The organism is Nocardia takedensis NBRC 100417 (assembly GCF_000308695.1).
Classification (GTDB): domain Bacteria; phylum Actinomycetota; class Actinomycetes; order Mycobacteriales; family Mycobacteriaceae; genus Nocardia; species Nocardia takedensis.
In genome coordinates this window covers 25,902-46,202 of the sequence record NZ_BAGG01000046.1, presented here as the reverse complement: position 1 = coordinate 46,202, position 20,301 = coordinate 25,902, and the positions used below count along the sequence as shown (strand labels likewise).

Here is a 20,301-nt window from a genome sequence, read left to right as displayed (position 1 = left end):
GCGCCGCCCGCCCCCCGCGCGGCGTCCTCGTCGGGCACGCCGAGGTAGGCCGCGATCACACTCGGGTCCTCGCGGATCTCGGCGGGGAGTCCGTCGGCGATCTTGCGACCGAACTCGAGCACCACGATCCGGTCGGTCACCCCCATCACCAAGCGCATGTCGTGCTCGATGAGCAGCACCGTGAAGCCGTCGTCGCGGATCTTGCGGATCAGCTCCATCAGCGCGGCCTTCTCGCTGGGATTGAATCCCGCGGCGGGCTCGTCCAGGCACAGCAGTTTCGGCTCGGTGGCCAGCGCGCGGGCGATCTCGAGCCTGCGCTGATCGCCGTAGGACAGGTTGCGCGCCTTCTCCACCGCGTGCGGCGCGATCCCGACGAACTCGAGCAACGCCATCCCGCGTTCGATCGCGTCGTGCTCCTCGCGGCGGTGCCGCTTGGTGCGGAACACCGCGCCCGGCACCGAGGTCCGGTGTCGGGCGTCGGTGCCGACGACCACGTTCTCCAGCGCCGTCATCTCACCGAACAGCCGGATGTTCTGGAAGGTGCGGGCGATGCCGAGTCGGGTGATCTCGTTGCGCGAGGATTTCGTCAGCGGCGCGCCGTCGAAGTGCACCGACCCCGCCGAGGGTTTGTAGACGCCGGTGATCGCGTTGAAGCAGGTGGTCTTGCCCGCGCCGTTGGGGCCGATCAGTCCGAGGATCTCGCCGCGGCGGATCTCGAAGCTCACCTTGTCCAGCGCGGTCAGACCGCCGAAGCGCACGGTGAGCTCCTCGGTGCGCAGCAGCGGCGCGCCCACCTCGGTGTGGATGTCGCGCTGGGTGGCGACCACCTCGGCCACCGTCTCGGCGTCACCGAGGGCGGGAATCACCTCGGTGACGTCCACGATGCCCGCGCTGGGCTCCGGTGCCCGATCGGCGTAACCGGCGGCCATGTCCTCGTTGTCGAACAGCGCGTCACCCGCGCCGGGACCGGTCATCGTTCCGCTCCGACCCGCTCGGGCACGGGCCTGCGGACCGCCCGGTACACCTGCCTGCCGTAGGCGAGCAGTTTCTGACGGGCCGGGAACAGGCCCTGCGGCCGCAGAATCATCATCACCACCAGTGCGATACCGAAATACAGATACTTCAGGTCACCGAGCGACTGCGCGCCGCCGGGACGGAACAGCAGGACGCTGCCCACCAGCAGCAGACCGAGGACGCCGGTGACCACCGTGCCGACGATGACCGCGCGCTGCGGCCACGGTCCCAGGTACTGCACCTTGACCCGCCAGGCGACCAGCAGCGCCACGAACACCGCCGCGTCGATCACCAGCAGGATGTAGCCGGTCGCCTCGTCGGAGACCAACTGCGAGGACTGCAACCGCAGCGGCAGGTAGGCGACCAGGAACGCGCCGACGATCACGCCGAGCTTGTTGCCCTTGCCGCCCAGCACCACCGCGGCCAGGAACAGCATCGAGGAGATGATGTCGAACTGCCGCGGATTGACGTAGGTGACCTGGCCCGCGAACATCGCGCCGGAGATGCCGCCGATGGCCGCGCCGATGGTGAAGGCCCACAGCTTGAACTTGAAGGTGGGCACGCCCATGATCTCGGCGGCGTCCTCGTCCTCGCGGATCGCGACCCAGGCGCGGCCGACCCGGCTGCGCTCGAGGTTGCCCACGAACAGCAGCACCAGGATCACCAGCACCATGCCCAGCCAGTACCACCAGGTGTTGTGGTCGGCGCGCACCAGCGGATTCCAACTACTGGTGTCACCGACGTTGCCCTGGGCGAACACGCCGTCCGGGAAGCGGGTCGACTCGCCGACGTCGGGGTAGGCGATGCGCGAGAGGCCGAGGCTGCCGTTGGTGACCTCGCCGAGGTTGTCCGACATCAACCGCACGATCTCGCCGAAGCCCAACGTCACGATCGCCAGGTAGTCGCCGCGCAACCGCAGGGTCGGGGTGCCCAGGATCAGACCCGAGATCGCGGTGGCCACGATCGCGATCGGGACGCAGGCCAGCCACGCCCATCCGCTGTTCAACCATCCGTCGGTCTGATTCCACGGACTGTCCGGGCTGGTCAGCAGGCCGACGGAGTACGCGCCGACCGCGAAGAAGCCGACGTAGCCCAGATCGAGCAGACCCGCCTGACCGACCACCACGTTCAGGCCGATCGCGATCAACGCGTACATGGCCACGGTGGCCATCACGAAACCGAAACTGACGCCGGGGGTGTCCAGCAGCGGCGGCGGGTACAGCGGCAGCAGGGCCAGCACCAGGATCACCGGGACCCCGACCGCCCACTGGCCGGGCCGCGACAGGCCGCCCCACCATTCGCCGACGCGCTCGCCGAGACCCGCCTTGGCAGGCGCGGACTCGGGCGCGGGAGTCGTGGTCGTCATACTCGTGCCCTCCCGAGGCTCTCCCCCAGAATGCCGGTCGGCCGGATCATCAGCACCGCCACCAGCAGGACGAAGGCCACCACGTCACGCCATTCGGTGCCGAACAGGATCTGGCCGTACTGCTCGGCGACCCCCAACAACAGTCCGCCGAGCAGCGCGCCGCGCAGATTGCCGATACCGCCGAGCACCGCCGCGCTGAACGCCTTGATGCCGAGGATGAATCCGCCGGAGTAGATGATGCCGGTCGGCACCCGCAGCGTGTACAGCAGCGCGGCGGCGCCCGCGAGGACACCGCCGATCAGGAACGTCAACACGATGACCCGCTCGCGCGAGACGCCCATCAGCGTCGCGGTGTCGGGGTCCTGGGCGACCGCGCGGATGCCGCGGCCGAATTTGGTGCGGTTGATGAGGATCTCGGTCAGCAGCGCGAGCACCACCGCCGAGACCACGATCACGATCGCGACGTTGGTCACGTCCGCGCCGAGGAAGCTGAACTGGATCTTGGGTTCCACCAACCGGATACCGGTCTGGGCGTTGGTGCCGCCCAGGCCCGGCTTCAGTTTGGGCAGGATGTAGTGCACGAACTCCTGGATCGCGAAGGACATGCCGATCGCGGTGATCAGGAACGCCAGCGGTTTCGCGCCGCGCTTACGCAAGGGCCGGTAGGCGACCCGCTCCAGGCCCACCGCGGCCGCACCCGACACGAACATGCCGAACAACATGGCCAGACCGAGGAAGACCACGGTCATCACCACGCCCTGGGAATAGACGTCGCCGCTGGGCGCGAACCCGAGGATCTCGAGCCCCACGTACGTGCCGAACATGCCCAGCATGAAGATTTCCGAGTGCGCGAAGTTGATCAGGCGCAGCACACCGTAGACCAGGGTGTACCCGACCGCGACGAGGGCGTAGATCGAGCCGTAGGTCAGACCGTCGACGGTGAGCCGCCAGAACTGGTCCACCACCCCGGAGACGTTGAAGTCGATCGACCCGTTGGCGAGCAGGGCCACACCGACCGATGCGGTTGAAGTCATTCGTATCTCTCGCGTCGGGAAAACGGCGTGTGCGGATCCCGGGAGGACCCGCACACGCCGTCAACACTCGTAGGTGAACTACTTGACCTGGTACATCCAGATCTGGATGTTCGACAGCTCACCGTTCTCGTTCCACTTGTACTGGCGGGCCACGCCCGCGCCGTCGTAGTTGCGGACGTAGTCGGTGATGTCGGCGCGGGTGACCTTACCCGCGGCGATCGCCTTGAGCACGATGGTCGTCAGGTCGTAGCCCTCGACCGAGTACACGCCGGGAGCCTGGCCGTTGAACGCCTGGTACTCCTCGGTGAACTTCGCCGGGGCCGGGCTGCACGGGCACGACAGGTAGGCGTCCTTGGCCGAGTTGCCCGCCTGGCGGACGAATTCGGGATCGTTGGAGCCGTCGGCGGAGACGAAGGTCGAGGTCACCCCGCCGGTGCGCAACTGCTGCACGAACGGCGCGGACTCGGCGTAGTAGCCGGAGTAGAAGATCGCGTCCGGCTTGGCCGCGGCCAGCGAGGACACCGCCGCGGAGAAGTCCTTGTCGCCTTCCTTCACGCCGACGCCGCAACTCGGGTCGACCGCGGAACCGGCGGCCGCGGTGAACGCGTCGGCCAGACCCTTGCCGTAGTCGGTGTTGTCGACGACCACGCAGATCTTCTTGTAGCCCAGCTTGCCGGTCAGGTACTTGGCGACGGCCGGACCCTGCGAGTTGTCGTTGCCCAGGCCGCGGAAGAAGGTCCGCCAGCCGTTCTGGGTCAACGTCGGGTTGGTGGCCGAGGCGGTCAGAAACGGCATGCCCGCGTCGTTGAGCTGCTGACCGGTCGCCTTGGTCTCACCCGAGAAGGTGGGGCCGATCAGCGCGACGATGCTCGGATCGCCGGTGATCGTCGGGATGACGCCGGAGGCGATCTGCGCCTTGCCCTCGGTGTCGAACTGCTTGACCGTGACCTGACAGCCCGGATTGGCCTTGTTGTGCTGATCCAGGGCCAGTTTCACGCCCATCACCACGTTGATACCGAGCGCCGCGTTGCCACCGGTCAGCGGGCCCGCCATACCGAGGGTCAGCGGGGCGCAGGTCGCCTTGCCGTCGCCCGCCGGATCGGCCGCCGCGCCCGAATCGGTCGCCGCGACCTCGTTGCCCGCGGTGTCGAGCTGGACCACCGGCTTGATGGACAGGTCGGCGCTGCCGCCACCGCCGCCGCTGTCGGTCGACTTGTCACTGCACCCCGACAGCACCAGCGCCGCGGCGGCGCCGAGAACCACTACGCCGCGCGTCGAACGACTGCGCCATGTCGAACCAATCAACGTCTCACCTCTACGTCCTGTACTCCCCGGGTGACCGAGGGGGCCGACCACGTCAGCCCGGTCAGAAACATAGCGTCGCTACGTCGGCTCCGCATCACATTCGGACCATGCGGACGACCACGTGTCGAATTCCGTTTCACGATTACGTTTCGACCGCGTTACATTTCCACGACCGCACCCGCGAAACGGCCCGACATCACTTCGGCGTGAGATTCTCCAGCACCACTTCGGCAACCGCCTTCATCGTGGTCCGGCGATCCATCGCGGTCCGCTGGATCCACTTGAACGCCTGCGGTTCCGACAACCCCTGGGTCTGCATCAGCACACCCTTCGCACGCTCCACCAGCTTGCGCGTCTCGAGCCGGTCGGACAGATTCGCGACCTCGCTCTCGAGCGCGGTGATCTCGTGGAAGCGACTCGCCGCCAATTCGATCGCGGGCACCAGATCCGACTTGGTGAACGGCTTGACCAGATACGCCATCGCCCCCGCGTCGCGGGCCCGCTCGACCAGGTCGCGCTGACTGAACGCGGTCAGGATCACCACCGGCGCAACGCGTTTGGAGGCGATCTCGGCGGCGGCGTCGATGCCGTCGCGGCGCGGCATCTTCACATCCATGATGACCAGATCCGGTCGGTGCTCGACCGCCAGATCCACCGCCTGCTGACCGTCACCCGCTTCGCCGACGACCTCGTACCCCTCCTCGGTCAGCATCTCCACCAGGTCCATCCGGATGAGCGCCTCGTCCTCCGCGACGACGACCCGCTTGGCCCCCGCCTGCTTCCCGGCCCCTGTCGCACTCATGCCCGCACCCCGCCGACACTCGGCCGCGCCACGCGCCCGGCGGGCAGGCACACGATCGGCTCGCTGCGCTCTCTCATACGTAGACCCCTCTGATTCCGATGCCTGGCCCGAAAACGCGGAAAGGAGCCATGGCCCGCCATGCGGTCTCCCGTCGAGACCGGCCTGCCATCGCCCCCACCCGAACGCATTCGAGTGATGTAGAGAGTACCTTTCAGCTCCACGACGAATGCATATACCCTGCGTAAAGACATCGTGCGGCCGGTCGGGGCGAACCCGTTGGCTTCCGACGCCCCGGACCGGCTATAGTTCAGCAGCGGTGCGCCGGGTTGGCGGAACTGGCAGACGCGACGGTCTCAAAAACCGTTGTCCGAAAGGACGTGTGGGTTCGAGTCCCACACTCGGCACCGAGTGCACGACGGTCTCGCGGCCACGGCGACGTGGGCGCGAGACCGTCGGCCGTTTCGAAGGCGGATCCGCCGGATTCTCCCGCGTGTCGCGGGCGGACGGCCGCGACACCCCCGGTGTGTCGTTTGTGTGAACGTTCAGTTTTTCTTCATCCGCCCCTCGAATACGAGTGACCGGCGGCACATTTTCGTCTTCACCCGATTGACGCGCCGATGCGGCGGGTAGGCATTGGAACGACACTCCCGGTGATGTTCGTGACCGACAGCGTGCGGATACGCGAAGTTCCGGGGGAATTTCGTGTACGGCCGCTGACTCGCAGATGAATTGATGCTCGCGCGGGCGTGATTCACTCGTTCGGATCTTCTGGACCGATAACGGGCGGATTACGGTATATCCATGCACGTCCTGTTCGTCTGCAACGGCAATGTCTGCCGCTCGGTGATCGCCGAGCGACTCACGCGCGCCGTCGCGGCCGAGCACGACCTGCGCGAGCTCACCGCCGAGAGCGCGGGCACGCGGGCCCTGGTCGGGTTCCCGCCGGAACCGCTGGCCGCGAAGACGATCGCCGGACTCGGCGCCGACCCCGAGGGGTTCAAGGCGCGCAGATTGAAGCCGGAGATGATCGACCGCGCCGACTTGGTCCTCACCATGACCGAACAGCTACGCGACCAGGCCGCCGACATGGGCTTCGGCGCCGGTCCGCGCACCTTCACGCTGCTCGAGGCGCACCGCATCGCCCGCGTCACCGGCGCGCGCACGGTCGCGGACCTGCACCGGGCCCGCGACGACCTGTCCCTGGTCGGTCGGGAGAACATCGCGGACCCCGTCGGACTCTCGGAGGCCGCGTTCTGCGAGGTCGGCGATCGGATCGCCGAGGCACTGGTCCCGCTGCTGCTCGCCTTGGCCCCGCGCGTGGCGGCCCGACCCGAACCGGCCCCGCCGCCGGTGCCGACGCCCGCGCCGGTCCGCGCGGGCGGCTACGGGGCCCCCGCGCCGCTGCCCGCACCCACCGGACGCCCTCCGCTCGCCGCCCAGCGCCCCGCCCGGCCCGCGCAACGCCCATTCCTGGCGGCGATGCGAATCCGCTGAATTGGGATTCACGCGACAATTCGACCCCGACGGTGTCGCGGAAGCCCGGTCACGGTCTACACTCCCCGCGGACACACTTCCGCCGTTGATGGTCCGACACACGACAGGAATCAGACATGCCGAAACGCATTTCGGATGTTTCGCTCCATGTTTATGTGACACCGGAAACCCTGGATCGCGTCGTGGAGACGGTGCGCGGGGTTGTCGACGATCACCTACAGGACCGCGATGTCTTCGCCTGGCGCTTCACGCTGCCCGTCGAGGCCGAGGACCCCACCCACCTGCTGCTCGAAACCCAGTGGCGGATGGACCATCCCGAGCAGGAACCCTTCGACCGGCGCACCTATGAGATCGCGCTGAGTCTGGTCGGCGCGCCGCGCGATCTCACCGCCCCCGGCCTGGCCGCGCTGGAACGGCGGCTGATGACGGCCACCGCGCCCGGTCTCGCCGACCCCGCCATCCCCCGCGTCATCCGCACCCAACGACGCGACAGCTTCGATTTCGAGATCGAGCGGGAAAGCCTGTGACGCAGGTGAACCCGAGATGAACCGACCCCGCGGGCCCATGGCTCGCGGGGTCGGGTCGTTCGGGGCCGCGGCGACTCAGCGACGCGACGGGAAGTGCCGGATCATGCCTTCCTGCACCGTGGTCGCCAACAATTCGCCGCTGCGCGAATAGAAACGGCCGGTGGCCAATCCGCGCGAATTCGCCGCGACCGGGGATTCGGTCGCGTACAGCGCCCAGTCGTCGAAACGGAACGGGCGGTGGAACCAGATGGAATGATTCACCGTCGCGGCGACGATCCGATCCAGCCCCCAGGACAGACCGTGGGTGGTGATGATGGAATCCAGGATCGTGGTGTCCGAGGAATAGCCCAGCGTCGCCACGTGGATCAGCGGATCGTCGGGCAATTCCCCGTCCGCCTTCATCCACACGCGATTGTGATTCAACTGTTCGCCGGTGCCCTTGAGAATCCACGCCGGATCGTTCGTGTAGCGCATATCGATCGGATGCGGCGCCTTCACGAACATCTCGAGTTTGTCCTCGAGACCGGCGAAACTCTCCTCCACCCGGGGCAGCAACTCCGGATCGGGCACCTCGGGCTTGTCGTGGGCGTGCTCGAGGCCCTTGCCCCACTCCTGGAACGCCGCGAGCATGACGAACAGTTCCTGACCGTCCTGGACGGCGGTGACCGTCCGGTTGGCCAGCGAGCGACCGTCGCGATGCCGGTCGACGTGGTACTCGATCGGCTGCTTCACGTCACCGCCGCGCACGAAATGCGCGTTGACGACGTGCAACGGCCGATCGCCCGCCGTCCGACCGGCCGCGACGATCCCCTGCGCGACGAGTTGGCCGCCGAAGGTCCGGCTCCACACCTTCTCCGGATGATGACCGACGAATACGTTCTCGTCGGTCTGCTCGAGATCGAGCAGACCCAGAAGCACGTCCAGATCGGACCCCGGAGTCGATTCGAGATCGACGGAGCCGCCTAGGGCAGCCGACATTTAATGGTCCTCCTCGCCGATGCGGTGCACGTGGATGAGATTGGTGGACCCGACAGTACCCGGCGGGGAGCCCGCCACGATGACGACCAGATCACCCTTGGCATATCGCCCCATCGACAGCAGCGCTACATCGACCTGGTGGATCATGGCGTCGGTGGTCTCCACCATCGGCACGATGAAGGTCTCGGTGCCCCAGGTGAGCGCCAATTGCGAGCGCACCTCCGGCAGCGGGGTGAAGGCCAGCAGCGGCAGCGGGGTGTGCAGGCGGGCCAGCCTGCGCACCGTGTCGCCGGACTGGGTGAAGGCCACCAGCGCCTTGGCGTTGAGCCGCTCGCCGATGTCGCGCGCGGCGTAGGAGATCACCCCGCGCTTGGTGCGCGGCACGTGGGTCAGCGGCGGCACCCGGGTCGACTCGGTCTCCACCGCGTGCACGATGCGCGCCATCGTGCGCACCGTCTCGATCGGGTACGCGCCGACCGAGGTCTCCCCCGACAGCATCACCGCGTCCGCTCCGTCGAGCACGGCGTTGGCCACGTCGGAAGCCTCCGCGCGGGTCGGGCGGGAGTTCTCGATCATCGACTCCAGCATCTGGGTGGCCACGATGACCGGCTTGGCGTTCTCGCGGGCCATCTGGATCGCGCGCTTCTGCACGATCGGCACCTGCTCGAGCGGCAGTTCCACGCCGAGGTCACCGCGCGCCACCATGACCGCGTCGAAGGCCAGGACCACGGCCTCCAGGTTGTCGATCGCCTCGGGCTTCTCCAGCTTGCCGATCACCGGCACCCGGCGGCCGACGCGGTCCATCACGTCGTGGACCAGTTCCACGTCCGAGGGCGAGCGCACGAACGACAGCGCGATGAAATCCACGCCGAGTTCCAGGGCGAACTCGAGATCCTCGATGTCTTTCTCCGACAGCGCGGGCACCGAGACGTTCATGCCCGGCAGCGACACGCCCTTGTTGTTGGAGACCGGGCCGCCCTCGGTGACCCGGCAGATGACGTCGTCGCCCTCGACGCCGGTGACGGTCAACCCGACCTTGCCGTCGTCGACCAGCAGGCGGTCACCCGCCTTGGCGTCCTTGGCCAGTTCCTTGTAGGTGGTGGAGACGCGGTCGTGGGTGCCGTCGATCTCCTCGACGGTGATGCGCACTTCCTCACCGGTCGCCCAGACGGTGCGGCCCTCGAGGAACCGGCCGAGCCGGATCTTCGGGCCCTGTAGGTCGGCTAAGATCCCGACCGCTCTGCCGAGGTGGTCGCTGGCCTGACGCACCTTCTTGTAGTTCTCGGCATGGTCGGCGTGCTCACCGTGGCTGAAGTTCAGCCGGGCAACGTCCATACCGCTCTCGACGAGTTCGCGGATACGGTCCTCGGTGGCAGTGGCCGGGCCGAGCGTGCACACAATCTTCGTCCGTCGCATCACGGATAGAAGCCTAATCCCGTTGGGGTTGCCCGACCCCCGTCGGCCTCGGTGAAACCTGGGTGAAGAAAATGCCCGACCGTCGCAGACAGCCGTGCGCCGGAGGTGAACGGCGAGGGGGCGCCCCGCATTCGCGAAGCGCCCCCGGCACAACCCCGAAAGGTTCTGGTACCAACCGGTATCAGTCCCGCAGCGGACGGCCGTCGCTGTCGGGCACCTTGCCGGTCAGCATCATGATGCCGTCGATCAGCGGCCAGATTCCGCCGATGCCACAGGTCAGCCAGACGACCGCGATCTGCGCGATGCCCAGGCCGGTGTAGCCCAGGTAGAAACGGCCGACGCCGAACGCGCCGAGGAAGATCTGCAACAGACCCGCGGTCAGCTTCTGCTTGTCCGACAGCGGCGCACCGTACATGTCGCGCCCGTAGGGGGCATCCGGGTCACCCGGGTTGTAACCACCGGGCTGGCCGCCGTACTGGGCGGGCGGGTAGTAGCCGGCCGGCTGCTGCTGGCCGTAGGGCTGCTGCTGGGCGTACGGGTCCGAGGTCTGACCGTAGGACTGCTGCTGCGCGTACGGATCCGAGGTCTGACCATAGGCGGGCTGACCCGGCGCGCCACCGGACTTGCTCAGATCCGGGCCGGTTCCGGGCGGGCCGTACTGCGGTCCGGGGTTCTGCTGGTAGGGGTCGGTCACGAAATGTCCTCCTCATTTGTGCGGGCTCCCCCGCCTGATGGCATCGTTCGCCGTCGATCCGGACACGCGCGAACGGGCGTCAGCGGCTCGGGCGAGCGAACCCGCCAGACTCTACTGTCTCCCGAGCCGCGACGCCCACCCCGACGGAGGCGGCATCCGGCGACGAATCGCCGGGCTCCGCCGTGATTATCGCGGGAAATGGACCGAACGTTGCCTGGAAGGTCAGGACTTGTTCGACGAACCCCGCCCGGAACTCGCCGCGGCGCTCTCCCCGGCGGAATCCGCCTCCGCGCCGGGCTCGTTCGCGTCACCGGATTTGCCGGTGACGGCGGAACCCCCAGCGTCGGCCGAGGTCACCGCGGTCTCGCCGGCGGTCGGCGACACGGACGCCGCCGATTCGACTGTCCCAGCGGATTTCTCGGTCGCCTCCGCCGCGGATGCCGTGTCGGGATCTGCCTTCGCCGACGGGGCAGTGTCTTTCGCGATGGCCGAACCCTCGTCTTTCGTGACGGCCACGCCCTTCGCGGTCACGCCGGACTCGCCGGCGGTCGCGGCGTCACCGGACTTCGCACCCGCGTCGGCTTTCGCGGCGTCGACCTTCGCGCCCGCGCCGGACTCCGCGTCCCCGCCGGACTTCGCGCCTTCGGGGGATTCGATCAGCTCGTCGGACTTCGCGGGAGTCGTTGTCCCGGACGACTCGGCCTTCCCGTCGGCGTCCGTGTCGGCCTCGACGTCACCGGCCGTGTCTTCGGACTTCTCGGCGGCCGCGACCTCGGTCTTCGTGCCCGCGGCCGCGGCGGCCTCGGATTCCGCGCCGACCGCGCGCAGTTGCCCGAGCTGCCAGGGCCACGGCCGTTTCGCCACACCGGGCTGCAACGACTCCGGCGTCTCGCGCCCCTTGGTGGCGAAGATCACGTAGGCGATGGCCGCCAGGAAGACCAGCGCGGAGGTGAACGAATTGATCCGGATGCCCGCGATCTGGGTGGCCTCGTCGTCGCGCAGCAGTTCCACCACGAAGCGGCCCACGCAGTACAGCGCCACGTACAGCGCGAACAGGCGACCGTGCCCGATGCGCAACCGGCGGTCCAGTTGCACCAGCAGGATCACCACGAGGACGTTCCACACCAGTTCGTAGAGGAAGGTGGGCTGCACGACCTTGTCGACCACGCCGGTCGACACGCCGTTCATCATGTCCAGCTTGCCGTCCGGGTCGAACCGGCGGTAGATCTCCAGGCCCCACGGCAGATCCGTCTCGCGACCGTAGAGTTCCTGGTTGAAGTAGTTGCCGACGCGTCCGATGGCCTGCGCCAACAGGATCGGCGGAGCGATGGCGTCACCCAAAGCGGGCAGCGGAACCTTGTAGACGCGGCAACCGATCCACGCGCCGATGCCACCGAGGAACACCGCGCCCCAGATGCCGAGGCCGCCCTGGTAGATCTTCAGCGCGTCGAGCGGGTTCCCGTCCTCGCCGAAGTACTTCTGGTAGTCGGTGGCGACGTGGTAGAGCCGACCGCCGATCAGGCCGAAGGGGACCGCGAACATCGCGACGTCGAGCACCGTGCCCGCTTGGCCGCCGCGGGCCTGCCACCGCCGCTCCCCCCACCAGATCGCCACGACGATGCCCACGATGATGCACAGGGCGTACGCGCGTAACGGGAACGGACCGAGGTCCCACACGCCCTGCGGCGGGCTGGGAAGGTAGGCGAGGACATCGCTGTCGGCTACCACACTGTCTGCCAGGACTCGTAAGGTCACGGTCGCCACCGTAGCCCAGTGTCGAGGAGGACATGCGTCGCGGCCACCCGATGGCGGCCCGCGATCAGGACGCGACGGCGGCCGAACGCACTCCGTCGGCGAGTTCGGCGGTCAACGCGCGCACCGCGTCCAGGCCCTCGCCCGCCGCGCTCACCAGGGCCGAACCCACGATGACGCCGTCGGCGTAGGCGGCGATCTCGGCGGCCTGCGTGCCCGAGCGCACGCCGAGTCCGACGCCGATCGGGATGTCGGAGTGGGCGCGTACCCGGGCGCACAGGGCGGGCGCGGCCGAGGAGACCGCCTCACGCGCGCCGGTGACGCCCATCGTGGAGGCCGCGTAGATGAACCCGCGCGAGGCTTCCAGCGTCTTCACCAGGCGTTCTTCGGTGGAGGACGGGGCGACCAGGAAGATGCGGTCCAGATCGTGCGCGGCCGAGGCGGCGAACCACTCGTCGGCCTCCTCGGGGATCAGGTTCGGGGTGATGATGCCCGCGCCGCCCGCGCCCGCCAGATCCCGCGCGAAACGGTCGATGCCGTAGCGCAGCACCGGGTTCCAGTAGCTCATGACCACGGCCTGGCCGCCCGCGCCGGTGATCGCCTCGACCACCGAGAAGACGTCGCGGACCCGGACCCCGCCGCGCAACGCCTGTTCGGCGGCGGCCTGGATGACCGGCCCGTCCATCACCGGATCGGAGTAGGCCACGCCGACCTCGACGATGTCGCAGCCCGCCTCGACCATCGTCCGGCACACCTCGATCGACCCGGCCAGATCGGGATAGCCCGCGGGCAGGTAGCCGATGAGCGCGGCGCGTCCGTCGGCGCGCGCGGCGGCGAAGGTGGCGGCCAGGCGGGACTGGGTGCTCATCGGTCGGACTCCTGGGCCTCGTCGTCGAACAGGCCGAACCAACGCGCGGCGGTGTCCATGTCCTTGTCCCCGCGCCCGGACAGGTTGACCAGCACGATCGCGCCTGGGCCGAGTTCGCGGCCCAGCGTCAGCGCGCCCGCCACGGCGTGCGCGGACTCGATGGCCGGGATGATGCCCTCGGTGCGACTGAGCAGCAGCAGCGCGTCCATCGCCTCGGTATCGGTGACCGGGCGGTATTCGGCGCGGCCGATGTCCTTGAGGTAGGCGTGTTCGGGCCCGACGCCCGGGTAGTCCAGACCGGCCGAGATCGAATGCGATTCGATGGTCTGGCCGTCCTCGTCCTGCAACAGGTAGGAGTACGCGCCCTGGAACGCGCCCGGGGTGCCGCCGGTGAAGGTGGCCGCGTGCCGCCCGGTCGCCACGCCGTCGCCCGCGGCCTCGAAGCCGAGCAGGCGCACGCCGGGATCGTCGATGAACGGGTGGAAGATGCCGATGGCGTTGGAGCCGCCGCCCACACACGCCGCCACCGCGTCGGGTAGCCGCCCGGTCAGCGCCTTGACCTGCGCGCGGGCCTCCAGGCCGACGATGCGCTGGAAATCGCGGACCATCATCGGGAACGGGTGCGGGCCCGCGGCGGTGCCGAAGCAGTAGTAGGTGTTCTCGGCGTTGGTGACCCAGTCGCGCAGCGCCTCGTTGATCGCGTCCTTGAGCGTCCGCGAACCGCTGGTCACCGAGATGACCTCGGCGCCGAGCAACCGCATCCTGGCGACGTTGAGGGCCTGGCGCGCGGTGTCGACCGCGCCCATGTAGATCACGCATTCCAGCCCGAGCAGCGCGCAGGCCGTGGCCGTGGCGACGCCGTGCTGACCCGCGCCGGTCTCGGCGATCACCCTGGTCTTGCCCATGCGGTGGGCCAGCAGGGCCTGGCCGAGCACGTTGTTGATCTTGTGCGAACCGGTGTGGTTCAGGTCCTCGCGCTTGAGCAGGATGCGCGCGCCGCCCGCGTGCTCGGCCAGTCGGGTGCACTCGAACACTGGCGAGGGTCGTCCGGTGTAGTCGCGCTGCAACCGGTCCAGTTCGTCCAGGAAGGCCGGATCGAGGCGGCACTTGTCGTATTCGGCGGTGACCTCCTCGATCACCGCCATCAGCGCCTCGGGCACGTGCCTGCCGCCGTAGACGCCCCAGTGGCCGCCCGCGTCGGGTTCGTGCGCGCTGCGTTCGTGGACGCCGCGACTGGCCTGCGGGAGGGAGTTCTGCGCCATCACCGGCCCCGGCGGGCGGGCTTCGGGCAGGACGGGTGGGTGCCCGCGGTGACCAGTTGCAGCACCGCCGCGCGCGGGTCGCCGCTGGTGACCAGGCCCTCGCCGACCAGGACGGCGTCCGCGCCCGCGCCCGCGTAGGCGAGCAGGTCGGCGGTGCCGCGGATGCCGGACTCGGCGATGCGGATGACCTCGGTGGGCAGGCCCGGCGCGATGCGGGCGAACACGTCGCGGTCGACCTCGAGGGTCTTGAGGTTGCGGGCGTTCACGCCGATCACCGAGGCGCCGGCTTCCAGCGCGCGGTCGGCCTCCTCCTCGGTGTGCACCTCGACCAGCGCGGTCATGCCCAGCGATTCGGTGCGGTCGATCAGCGAGGACAGCACGTCCTGTTCGAGCGCGGCCACGATCAGCAGGATGACGTCGGCGCCGTGCGCGCGCGCCTCGTGGATCTGGTAGGGGCCGATCACGAAATCCTTGCGCAGGATCGGGATGCTCACCGAGGCGCGGACCGCGTCGAGGTCGTCGAGCGAACCGCCGAAGCGGCGGCCCTCGGTCAGCACGCTGATGATCCGCGCGCCGCCGTCCTCGTAGGCCTTGGCCAGGCTGGCGGGGTCGGGGATGTCGGCGAGCGCGCCCTTGGACGGACTGGACCGCTTCACCTCGGCGATGACGCCGATGCCGTCTTCGAGCAGGGCGGCGCGCGCGTCGAGAGCGACGGGAACCTTGGTCGCGGCGGCTTTGATGGCCTGGAAATCCAGGACGGCTTCGCGAGCGGCCACATCCGCGCGGACCCCGTCGAGAATCGAGTCGAGTACCGTCATCTGGCTCGAATCCTTTCTGGGGAGACGGACTTGCTGCCTGAGAATCCCCCCAGGCGCTGTCTCACCGATGCTGACAAAGAATAAATGGCGTGCTCGGGTCCGATCGCGCCGGGGTTGGGGTGGGTCGGTCCGATTCGGTCGCGGAGGAGGCCCGGTAACCTGGTTCTGCTCACGTCAAGCGCCGTTTCCGCCGCGCCGCTTCGATCCCGACTCCCCGGTTTCCGCGCCGGGTTCGGGCGTGTCCTCGGTCGGGTCGGCGCCGGCGTCGAGTGCGTCCCACAGCACACGCTGGCTCAGGTCCTCGTTCTCGCCCGCCGCCTCGCCGCGTCGCTTGGCGACCTCGTCGGAGGCCGCGGCCCGACGGACGACCGGATTGTCGTATTTGCCGGACAGTCGGGCGGCGTCCTCGGGCATCTTCGCCAGCAGCACCGCCGCCACGAAAGCCGCCAGCGCGGCGACCAGGGTCAGCCAGGCCGGGAACGCGGCCGTCTCGACCGAGGTGACGGTGGCGCGGCCGGGCAGTTCGGCCAGGGTCGCGGCCCGGTCCTCGGTCGCGCCGGAGCCCGTCAGCAGGGCGAAGGGCGGCACGGCGGTGACCGCCGCGACCAGGCCGATCAGGATGCCGACCAGGCGACGCAACCACCCTCGGGTGGCCAGCACCGCGGCGATGGCCGCGAGCAGGACCAGCGCCAGCGGGGTGAGCGCGCCGAACCAGGTCGCGCCCACGAGTTCGTCGGTCCTCGGCTCGGTCAGGCCGTCGCTCGAGGACACCGTGACCCAGGTCAGGCGGGACGCGCCCCACATGGCCGCCGCCGCGAGGGCCAGCAGGACGATCGCGCCGACCGGGTAGCGGCGCGGCGCGCGTGGCTGCGCCTCGGTCATCGCGGGCCGCCCTCGACCCCCGCCGCGGCCGAGGCGACCGGATCGGGCGCCGCGGTGTCGGCGCTGGCGGCCGAGTCGGCGTAGGCGCGCACCGTCCGCGCGGCGGCGACGGCCTTGAGCACCGCCATGGCCTTGTTGCGCGACTCCACGTCCTCGTAGTCGGGATCGGAGTCGGCGACCACGCCCGCGCCCGCCTGCACGTAGGCCACACCGTCCTTGAGCAAGGCGGTGCGGATGGCGATCGCGGTGTCGGCGTCGCCCGCGAAATCCAGGTAGCCGACCACGCCGCCGTAGACCCCGCGCCGGGTGGGCTCCAACTCCTCGATCAACTCCATCGCGCGCACCTTCGGCGCACCCGAGAGCGTGCCCGCCGGGAAGCAGGCGTTGACCGCGTCCAGCGCGACCTTGCCCGGGGCGAGCCTGCCCGACACCGTGGAGACCAGGTGCATGACGTGGCTGTAGCGCTCGATGTGGCGGTACTCGGTGACCCGCACCGTGCCCGGCTGGCAGACCCGGCCCAGATCGTTGCGGCCCAGGTCGACGAGCATGAGATGTTCGGCGTTCTCCTTCTCGTCGGCCAGCAGGTCCTTCTCGAGCAGCAGATCGTCCTCCTCGGTGATCCCGCGCCACCGGGTGCCCGCGATCGGATGGGTCGTGGCGACGCCCTCCTTCACGGTGACCAGCGATTCGGGGCTCGAGCCGACGATGGAGAACGCGGTGCCGCCCGTGCCGTCGGGGATGTGGATCAGATACATGTACGGGCTCGGGTTGGAGGCCCGCAGCATCCGGTACAGGTCCACGGGCGCGCCGTCGTAGTCCATCTCGAAGCGCTGGGAGAGCACCACCTGGAACGCCTCGCCCGCCTCGATCTCGGCGACCAGGCGGCGCACGCCCGCCCCGAACTGCTCGGAGGTGCGACTGCGCCGGTAGCTGGGCTCCGGGCGGTCGAAGACCGACACCGTCGAGACGGCGGGGGCGGCCAGCGCCGCGGTCATCCGGTCCAGTCGGGCCACGGCGTCGTCGTAGGCCTCGTCGGCGCGTTCGGCGGTGCCGTTCCAGTTCACGGCGTTGGCGATGAGGGTGATCGCGCCCTCGTGATGGTCGAAGGCGGCCAGGTCGGTGGCCAACAGCAGCACCATCTCGGGCAGGCGCAGGTCGTCCTCGGCCAGTTCCGGCAGACGCTCGATCCGGCGGACCGCGTCGTAGCCGAGGTAGCCGACCATGCCGCCGGTCAGCGGGGGCAGGCCGGGCAGGCGCTCGGTGCGCAGCAGTTCCAAGGTCTCGCGCAGCGCCACCAGCGGGTCACCGCCGGAGGGCGCGTCGGCGGGGATGTGGCCCAGCCAGGCGGCCTCGCCGTCGACCACGGTCAGCGCCGAAGGGCTGCCGACGCCGATGAACGACCATCGCGACCAGGACCGGCCGTTCTCCGCGGACTCGAACAGGAAGGTGCCCGCCCGGTCGGCGCCCAGTTTGCGGTAGGCCGACAGGGGGGTTTCCGAGTCCGCCAGCACTTTCCGGGTGACCGGGACGACCCGGTGCTCCGCGGCCAGTGCGTGGAATTGATCGCGGGTCGTTGTGGAGGAGGTCGACGCGCCAGACATGCCGACCATCATCCCAGCCGGTGTCCCCGCCGCCGCCGGCGGTGTCCGTCGACGCGGTCGGCGTGTCCGGTCGGGCGCTCGCGCGGCTATCGCCTTGGGGCTGGGGTGATTCGGTCGCGCCCGGTAGGGTCCGGGTATGCAGACAGGCCAGCTCGCCCCGAACTTCGAGCTCCCCGACCAGTCCGGAACACCCCGCTCGCTCGAGGCCCTGCTGGCCGACGGCCCCCTGGTGCTGTTCTTCTATCCCGGCGCCAACACCCCCATCTGCACCGCCGAGGCGTGCCATTTCCGCGATCTGGCGGCCGAATTCCAGAAGGTGGGCGCGACCTGCGTCGGCATCTCCACCGACACGGTCGACACCCAGGCGGGCTTCGCCACCAAGCAGGGCCTGGGTTACCCGCTGCTGTCCGACACCGGCGGCGCGGTGGCCGCGCAGTTCGGCGTCAAGCGCGGACTGCTGGGCAAGCTGGCCCCGGTCAAGCGCCAGACCTTCGTCATCGACACCGACAAGACGGTGCTGAAGGTGATCGCCAGCGAACTGCGCGCCGACGCGCACGCCGATCAGGCGTTGGCCTTCCTCACCGAGCGCGCGGCCTCCTGACCCCTCGACGCCCAGCAACGACCGGTCGCGTTCGATGCGGCCGGTCGTTTCGCGTGCCGGGACGCGGTGTCCGTTTCGTGTGAATGAACTCACGACCTCGGGCATCTCCATGACGGTCGAGCGAAGTCGTGGCAAACTCAGGGGCGCGGGTGACTGGGCATATGACTTCCACTGATTCCGTGGTCAACGGACCGGCGACCGAACCTCCACGTCACTCGGCTCGAAAGAAGGCGCGCAGTGACGAAGTGGCTGGATCCCGTCGAACAGCGGGCATGGCGCGCGATAGTCGCGCTGATGACGCGGCTGCCGAGTGCGCTCGACACTCGACTCCAGCGGGAATCGGGTGTCACGCATTTCGAGTACTGGGTGCTGACGCTGCTGTCGGAGGAACCCGGGCACCGATTACAGATGAGTGATCTGGCCCACAAAGCTAACGCTTCGTTATCCCGACTGTCCCACGTGATCTCCAAACTCGAGCGCATGGGCCTGGCCCGCCGGGTCGTCACCCAGGGCCGCCGCGGCGTGCACGCCCAACTGACCGACGAGGGATACCTCAAGGTCGTCGAGGCCGCCCCCGGCTATCTCACCGCCGTGCGCAGGCTGGTCTTCGACGGACTCGACCCGGACGCGACCGTGCGCCTGGCGGATCTGAGCGAGACCCTGGCCGCGCGGTTGGCCGAAGTCCTCGACGCCGACTCCGCCGACCTCACCGACGACTGAGCCCCGCGCTCAGGCGGGCGCGTCGAGCAGGACGTCGGTGTCGAAACAGGTGTGCGTGCCGGTGTGACAGGCCGCCCCCTCCTGATCGACCACCAGCAGCACCGTGTCACCGTCGCAGTCCAACCGCACCTCGTGCACGAACTGGGTGTGGCCCGAGGTCTCGCCCTTGACCCAGTACTCGCCCCGCGACCGGGAGAAGTAGGTGGCCCGCCGGGTGGCCAGCGTACGGGCCAACGCCTCGTCGTCCATCCACGCCATCATCAGCACCTGACCCGTCGCGCGCTCCTGGGCGACGGCGGCCACCAGCCCCGCCTCGTTGCGCTTGAGGCGGGCGGCGACGGCGGGATCCAAACTCATCCCACCGTTATAACAGGCACATCCCCCGCTATCGGACGACGACCTTCTCCTCGCGCAGCGAATCCTTGACCTCACCGATGGTCAGTTCGCCGAAGTGGAACACGCTCGCGGCCAACACCGCGTCGGCCCCCGCGTGCACGGCGGGCGCGAAATGGTCCACCGCGCCCGCGCCGCCGCTGGCGATCACCGGCACCGCGACCGCCGCGCGCACCGCGCGGATCATCGGCAGGTCGAAGCCGGTCTTGGTGCCGTCGGCGTCCATCGAGTTCAACAGGATCTCCCCGACGCCCAACTCCGCGCCGCGCACCGCCCACTCGACGGCGTCGATGCCGGTGCCGCGCCTGCCGCCGTGCGTGGTGACCTCCCAGCCCGAAGCGGTGTCGGGCTGCCCGTCGGGCACCGTGCGCGCGTCCACCGACAGCACGATGCACTGCGAACCGAACCGCTCGCTCATCTCGCGCAGCACCTCGGGGCGGGCGATGGCCGCGGTGTTCACCGACACCTTGTCCGCGCCCGCGCGCAGCAACCGGTCCACGTCCTCGACCGTGCGCACACCGCCGCCGACGGTCAGCGGAATGAAGATCTGCTCGGCGGTCCGGGTGACCACGTCGATCATCGTGCCGCGATCACCGGTCGAGGCGGTGACGTCGAGGAAGGTCAGCTCGTCCGCGCCCTGGGCGTCGTAGAGCGCCGCCAGTTCCACCGGATCGCCCGCGTCGCGCAGATTCTCGAAATTGACGCCCTTGACCACCCGGCCCGCGTCGACGTCCAGACACGGGATCACGCGTACCGCCACCGTCATTGCCTCAC

General features: G+C 69.2%; 19 protein-coding genes, 1 tRNA gene and 1 pseudogene. 5 read left to right on the top strand and 16 right to left on the bottom strand.

Annotation, left to right across the window (positions count from 1 at the left end; all coding sequences use genetic code 11):
* Positions 1-17: 17 nt before the first annotated feature.
* The 5 genes and pseudogenes from ON30_RS40955 to ON30_RS09985 all read right to left on the bottom strand — a co-directional run.
* Positions 18-974, bottom strand: a pseudogene (locus ON30_RS40955) (ABC transporter ATP-binding protein); the annotation flags it as partial.
* A complete protein-coding gene (locus ON30_RS10000) occupies positions 971-2,380 on the bottom strand; it encodes a branched-chain amino acid ABC transporter permease (protein ID WP_040705977.1) in 1,410 nt (469 codons plus the stop codon). The gene ON30_RS10000 and the pseudogene ON30_RS40955, both read right to left, overlap by 4 nt.
* Positions 2,377-3,414: a branched-chain amino acid ABC transporter permease gene (locus tag ON30_RS09995; RefSeq protein ID WP_040705976.1), complete on the bottom strand. Its 1,038-nt coding sequence runs from the start codon at positions 3,412-3,414 to the stop codon at positions 2,377-2,379. The genes ON30_RS10000 and ON30_RS09995 overlap by 4 nt, the downstream gene beginning before the upstream one ends.
* Positions 3,415-3,492: 78 nt before the next feature.
* Complete coding sequence (locus ON30_RS09990) at positions 3,493-4,716, bottom strand: branched-chain amino acid ABC transporter substrate-binding protein (protein ID WP_063719856.1); 1,224 nt, start codon at positions 4,714-4,716, stop codon at positions 3,493-3,495.
* A gap of 199 nt (positions 4,717-4,915) precedes the next feature.
* Positions 4,916-5,521 (bottom strand): ANTAR domain-containing response regulator, encoded by a 606-nt coding sequence (locus ON30_RS09985; RefSeq protein ID WP_040705974.1) that lies wholly within the window; start codon positions 5,519-5,521, stop codon positions 4,916-4,918.
* A gap of 320 nt (positions 5,522-5,841) precedes the next feature.
* Between ON30_RS09985 and ON30_RS09980 the strand changes: the two genes are divergently transcribed.
* From ON30_RS09980 to ON30_RS09970, 3 genes are all read left to right on the top strand, one after another.
* A tRNA-Leu gene (locus ON30_RS09980) sits at positions 5,842-5,925 on the top strand.
* A gap of 397 nt (positions 5,926-6,322) precedes the next feature.
* Positions 6,323-7,015, top strand: a complete 693-nt coding sequence (locus tag ON30_RS09975; RefSeq protein WP_083911282.1) for an arsenate reductase/protein-tyrosine-phosphatase family protein — start codon at positions 6,323-6,325, stop codon at positions 7,013-7,015.
* 155 nt (positions 7,016-7,170) lie between these two features.
* Complete coding sequence (locus ON30_RS09970) at positions 7,171-7,542, top strand: hypothetical protein (protein ID WP_245553989.1); 372 nt, start codon at positions 7,171-7,173, stop codon at positions 7,540-7,542.
* 75 nt (positions 7,543-7,617) lie between these two features.
* On the opposite strand, the gene ON30_RS09965 is transcribed toward ON30_RS09970, so the two are convergent.
* From ON30_RS09965 to ON30_RS09925, 9 genes are all read right to left on the bottom strand, one after another.
* Positions 7,618-8,520 (bottom strand): acyl-CoA thioesterase, encoded by a 903-nt coding sequence (locus ON30_RS09965; RefSeq protein ID WP_040705972.1) that lies wholly within the window; start codon positions 8,518-8,520, stop codon positions 7,618-7,620.
* The gene (pyk, locus tag ON30_RS09960) at positions 8,521-9,939 is read right to left on the bottom strand and encodes a pyruvate kinase (protein ID WP_174387447.1); all 1,419 of its coding nucleotides are present in this window, start codon (positions 9,937-9,939) and stop codon (positions 8,521-8,523) included.
* A 178-nt stretch (positions 9,940-10,117) separates the two neighbouring features.
* Complete coding sequence (locus ON30_RS09955; RefSeq protein ID WP_040705971.1) at positions 10,118-10,630, bottom strand: TM2 domain-containing protein; 513 nt, start codon at positions 10,628-10,630, stop codon at positions 10,118-10,120.
* A gap of 222 nt (positions 10,631-10,852) precedes the next feature.
* The gene (gene lgt, locus ON30_RS09950; protein WP_083911286.1) at positions 10,853-12,385 is read right to left on the bottom strand and encodes a prolipoprotein diacylglyceryl transferase; all 1,533 of its coding nucleotides are present in this window, start codon (positions 12,383-12,385) and stop codon (positions 10,853-10,855) included.
* A gap of 64 nt (positions 12,386-12,449) precedes the next feature.
* Entirely contained in the window at positions 12,450-13,250 is an 801-nt protein-coding gene (gene trpA, locus ON30_RS09945) for a tryptophan synthase subunit alpha (protein WP_040705969.1), read from the bottom strand.
* Positions 13,247-14,512, bottom strand: a complete 1,266-nt coding sequence (gene trpB / locus ON30_RS09940) for a tryptophan synthase subunit beta (protein WP_040705968.1) — start codon at positions 14,510-14,512, stop codon at positions 13,247-13,249. Before trpB ends, trpA begins: the two co-directional genes overlap by 4 nt.
* A complete protein-coding gene (trpC, locus tag ON30_RS09935; protein ID WP_040705967.1) occupies positions 14,512-15,330 on the bottom strand; it encodes an indole-3-glycerol phosphate synthase TrpC in 819 nt (272 codons plus the stop codon). Before trpC ends, trpB begins: the two co-directional genes overlap by 1 nt.
* A 174-nt stretch (positions 15,331-15,504) precedes the next feature.
* A complete protein-coding gene (locus tag ON30_RS09930) occupies positions 15,505-16,212 on the bottom strand; it encodes a TIGR02234 family membrane protein (RefSeq protein ID WP_040705966.1) in 708 nt (235 codons plus the stop codon).
* Positions 16,209-17,813: an anthranilate synthase component I gene (locus ON30_RS09925; protein ID WP_051029144.1), complete on the bottom strand. Its 1,605-nt coding sequence runs from the start codon at positions 17,811-17,813 to the stop codon at positions 16,209-16,211. The genes ON30_RS09930 and ON30_RS09925 overlap by 4 nt, the downstream gene beginning before the upstream one ends.
* A gap of 136 nt (positions 17,814-17,949) precedes the next feature.
* Between ON30_RS09925 and ON30_RS09920 the strand changes: the two genes are divergently transcribed.
* Positions 17,950-18,414 carry a peroxiredoxin gene (locus ON30_RS09920; RefSeq protein WP_040705965.1) on the top strand — a complete coding sequence of 155 codons (465 nt, stop codon included), beginning with the start codon at positions 17,950-17,952 and terminating at the stop codon, positions 18,412-18,414.
* Positions 18,415-18,708: 294 nt separating this feature from the next.
* Positions 18,709-19,134, top strand: a complete 426-nt coding sequence (locus tag ON30_RS09915; protein WP_083911285.1) for a MarR family winged helix-turn-helix transcriptional regulator — start codon at positions 18,709-18,711, stop codon at positions 19,132-19,134.
* Between the two features lie 9 nt (positions 19,135-19,143).
* On the opposite strand, the gene hisI is transcribed toward ON30_RS09915, so the two are convergent.
* Complete coding sequence (gene hisI, locus ON30_RS09910; protein WP_040705963.1) at positions 19,144-19,491, bottom strand: phosphoribosyl-AMP cyclohydrolase; 348 nt, start codon at positions 19,489-19,491, stop codon at positions 19,144-19,146.
* A 28-nt stretch (positions 19,492-19,519) separates the two neighbouring features.
* Entirely contained in the window at positions 19,520-20,293 is a 774-nt protein-coding gene (hisF, locus tag ON30_RS09905; RefSeq protein ID WP_040705962.1) for an imidazole glycerol phosphate synthase subunit HisF, read from the bottom strand.
* Positions 20,294-20,301: the final 8 nt, after the last annotated feature.

Coding starts and splice junctions, on each gene's coding strand:
- hisI (WP_040705963.1), bottom strand. CDS start 19,491: ATGAGTTTGGATCCCGCCGTCGCCGCCCGCCTCAAGCGCAACGAGGCG.
- ON30_RS09925 (WP_051029144.1), bottom strand. CDS start 17,813: ATGTCTGGCGCGTCGACCTCCTCCACAACGACCCGCGATCAATTCCAC.
- ON30_RS09995 (WP_040705976.1), bottom strand. CDS start 3,414: ATGACTTCAACCGCATCGGTCGGTGTGGCCCTGCTCGCCAACGGGTCG.
- trpC (WP_040705967.1), bottom strand. CDS start 15,330: ATGACGGTACTCGACTCGATTCTCGACGGGGTCCGCGCGGATGTGGCC.
- trpB (WP_040705968.1), bottom strand. CDS start 14,512: ATGGCGCAGAACTCCCTCCCGCAGGCCAGTCGCGGCGTCCACGAACGC.
- ON30_RS09965 (WP_040705972.1), bottom strand. CDS start 8,520: ATGTCGGCTGCCCTAGGCGGCTCCGTCGATCTCGAATCGACTCCGGGG.
- hisF (WP_040705962.1), bottom strand. CDS start 20,293: ATGACGGTGGCGGTACGCGTGATCCCGTGTCTGGACGTCGACGCGGGC.
- ON30_RS09915 (WP_083911285.1), top strand. CDS start 18,709: ATGACGCGGCTGCCGAGTGCGCTCGACACTCGACTCCAGCGGGAATCG.
- ON30_RS10000 (WP_040705977.1), bottom strand. CDS start 2,380: ATGACGACCACGACTCCCGCGCCCGAGTCCGCGCCTGCCAAGGCGGGT.
- trpA (WP_040705969.1), bottom strand. CDS start 13,250: ATGAGCACCCAGTCCCGCCTGGCCGCCACCTTCGCCGCCGCGCGCGCC.
- ON30_RS09975 (WP_083911282.1), top strand. CDS start 6,323: ATGCACGTCCTGTTCGTCTGCAACGGCAATGTCTGCCGCTCGGTGATC.
- ON30_RS09920 (WP_040705965.1), top strand. CDS start 17,950: ATGCAGACAGGCCAGCTCGCCCCGAACTTCGAGCTCCCCGACCAGTCC.
- ON30_RS09930 (WP_040705966.1), bottom strand. CDS start 16,212: ATGACCGAGGCGCAGCCACGCGCGCCGCGCCGCTACCCGGTCGGCGCG.
- ON30_RS09985 (WP_040705974.1), bottom strand. CDS start 5,521: ATGAGTGCGACAGGGGCCGGGAAGCAGGCGGGGGCCAAGCGGGTCGTC.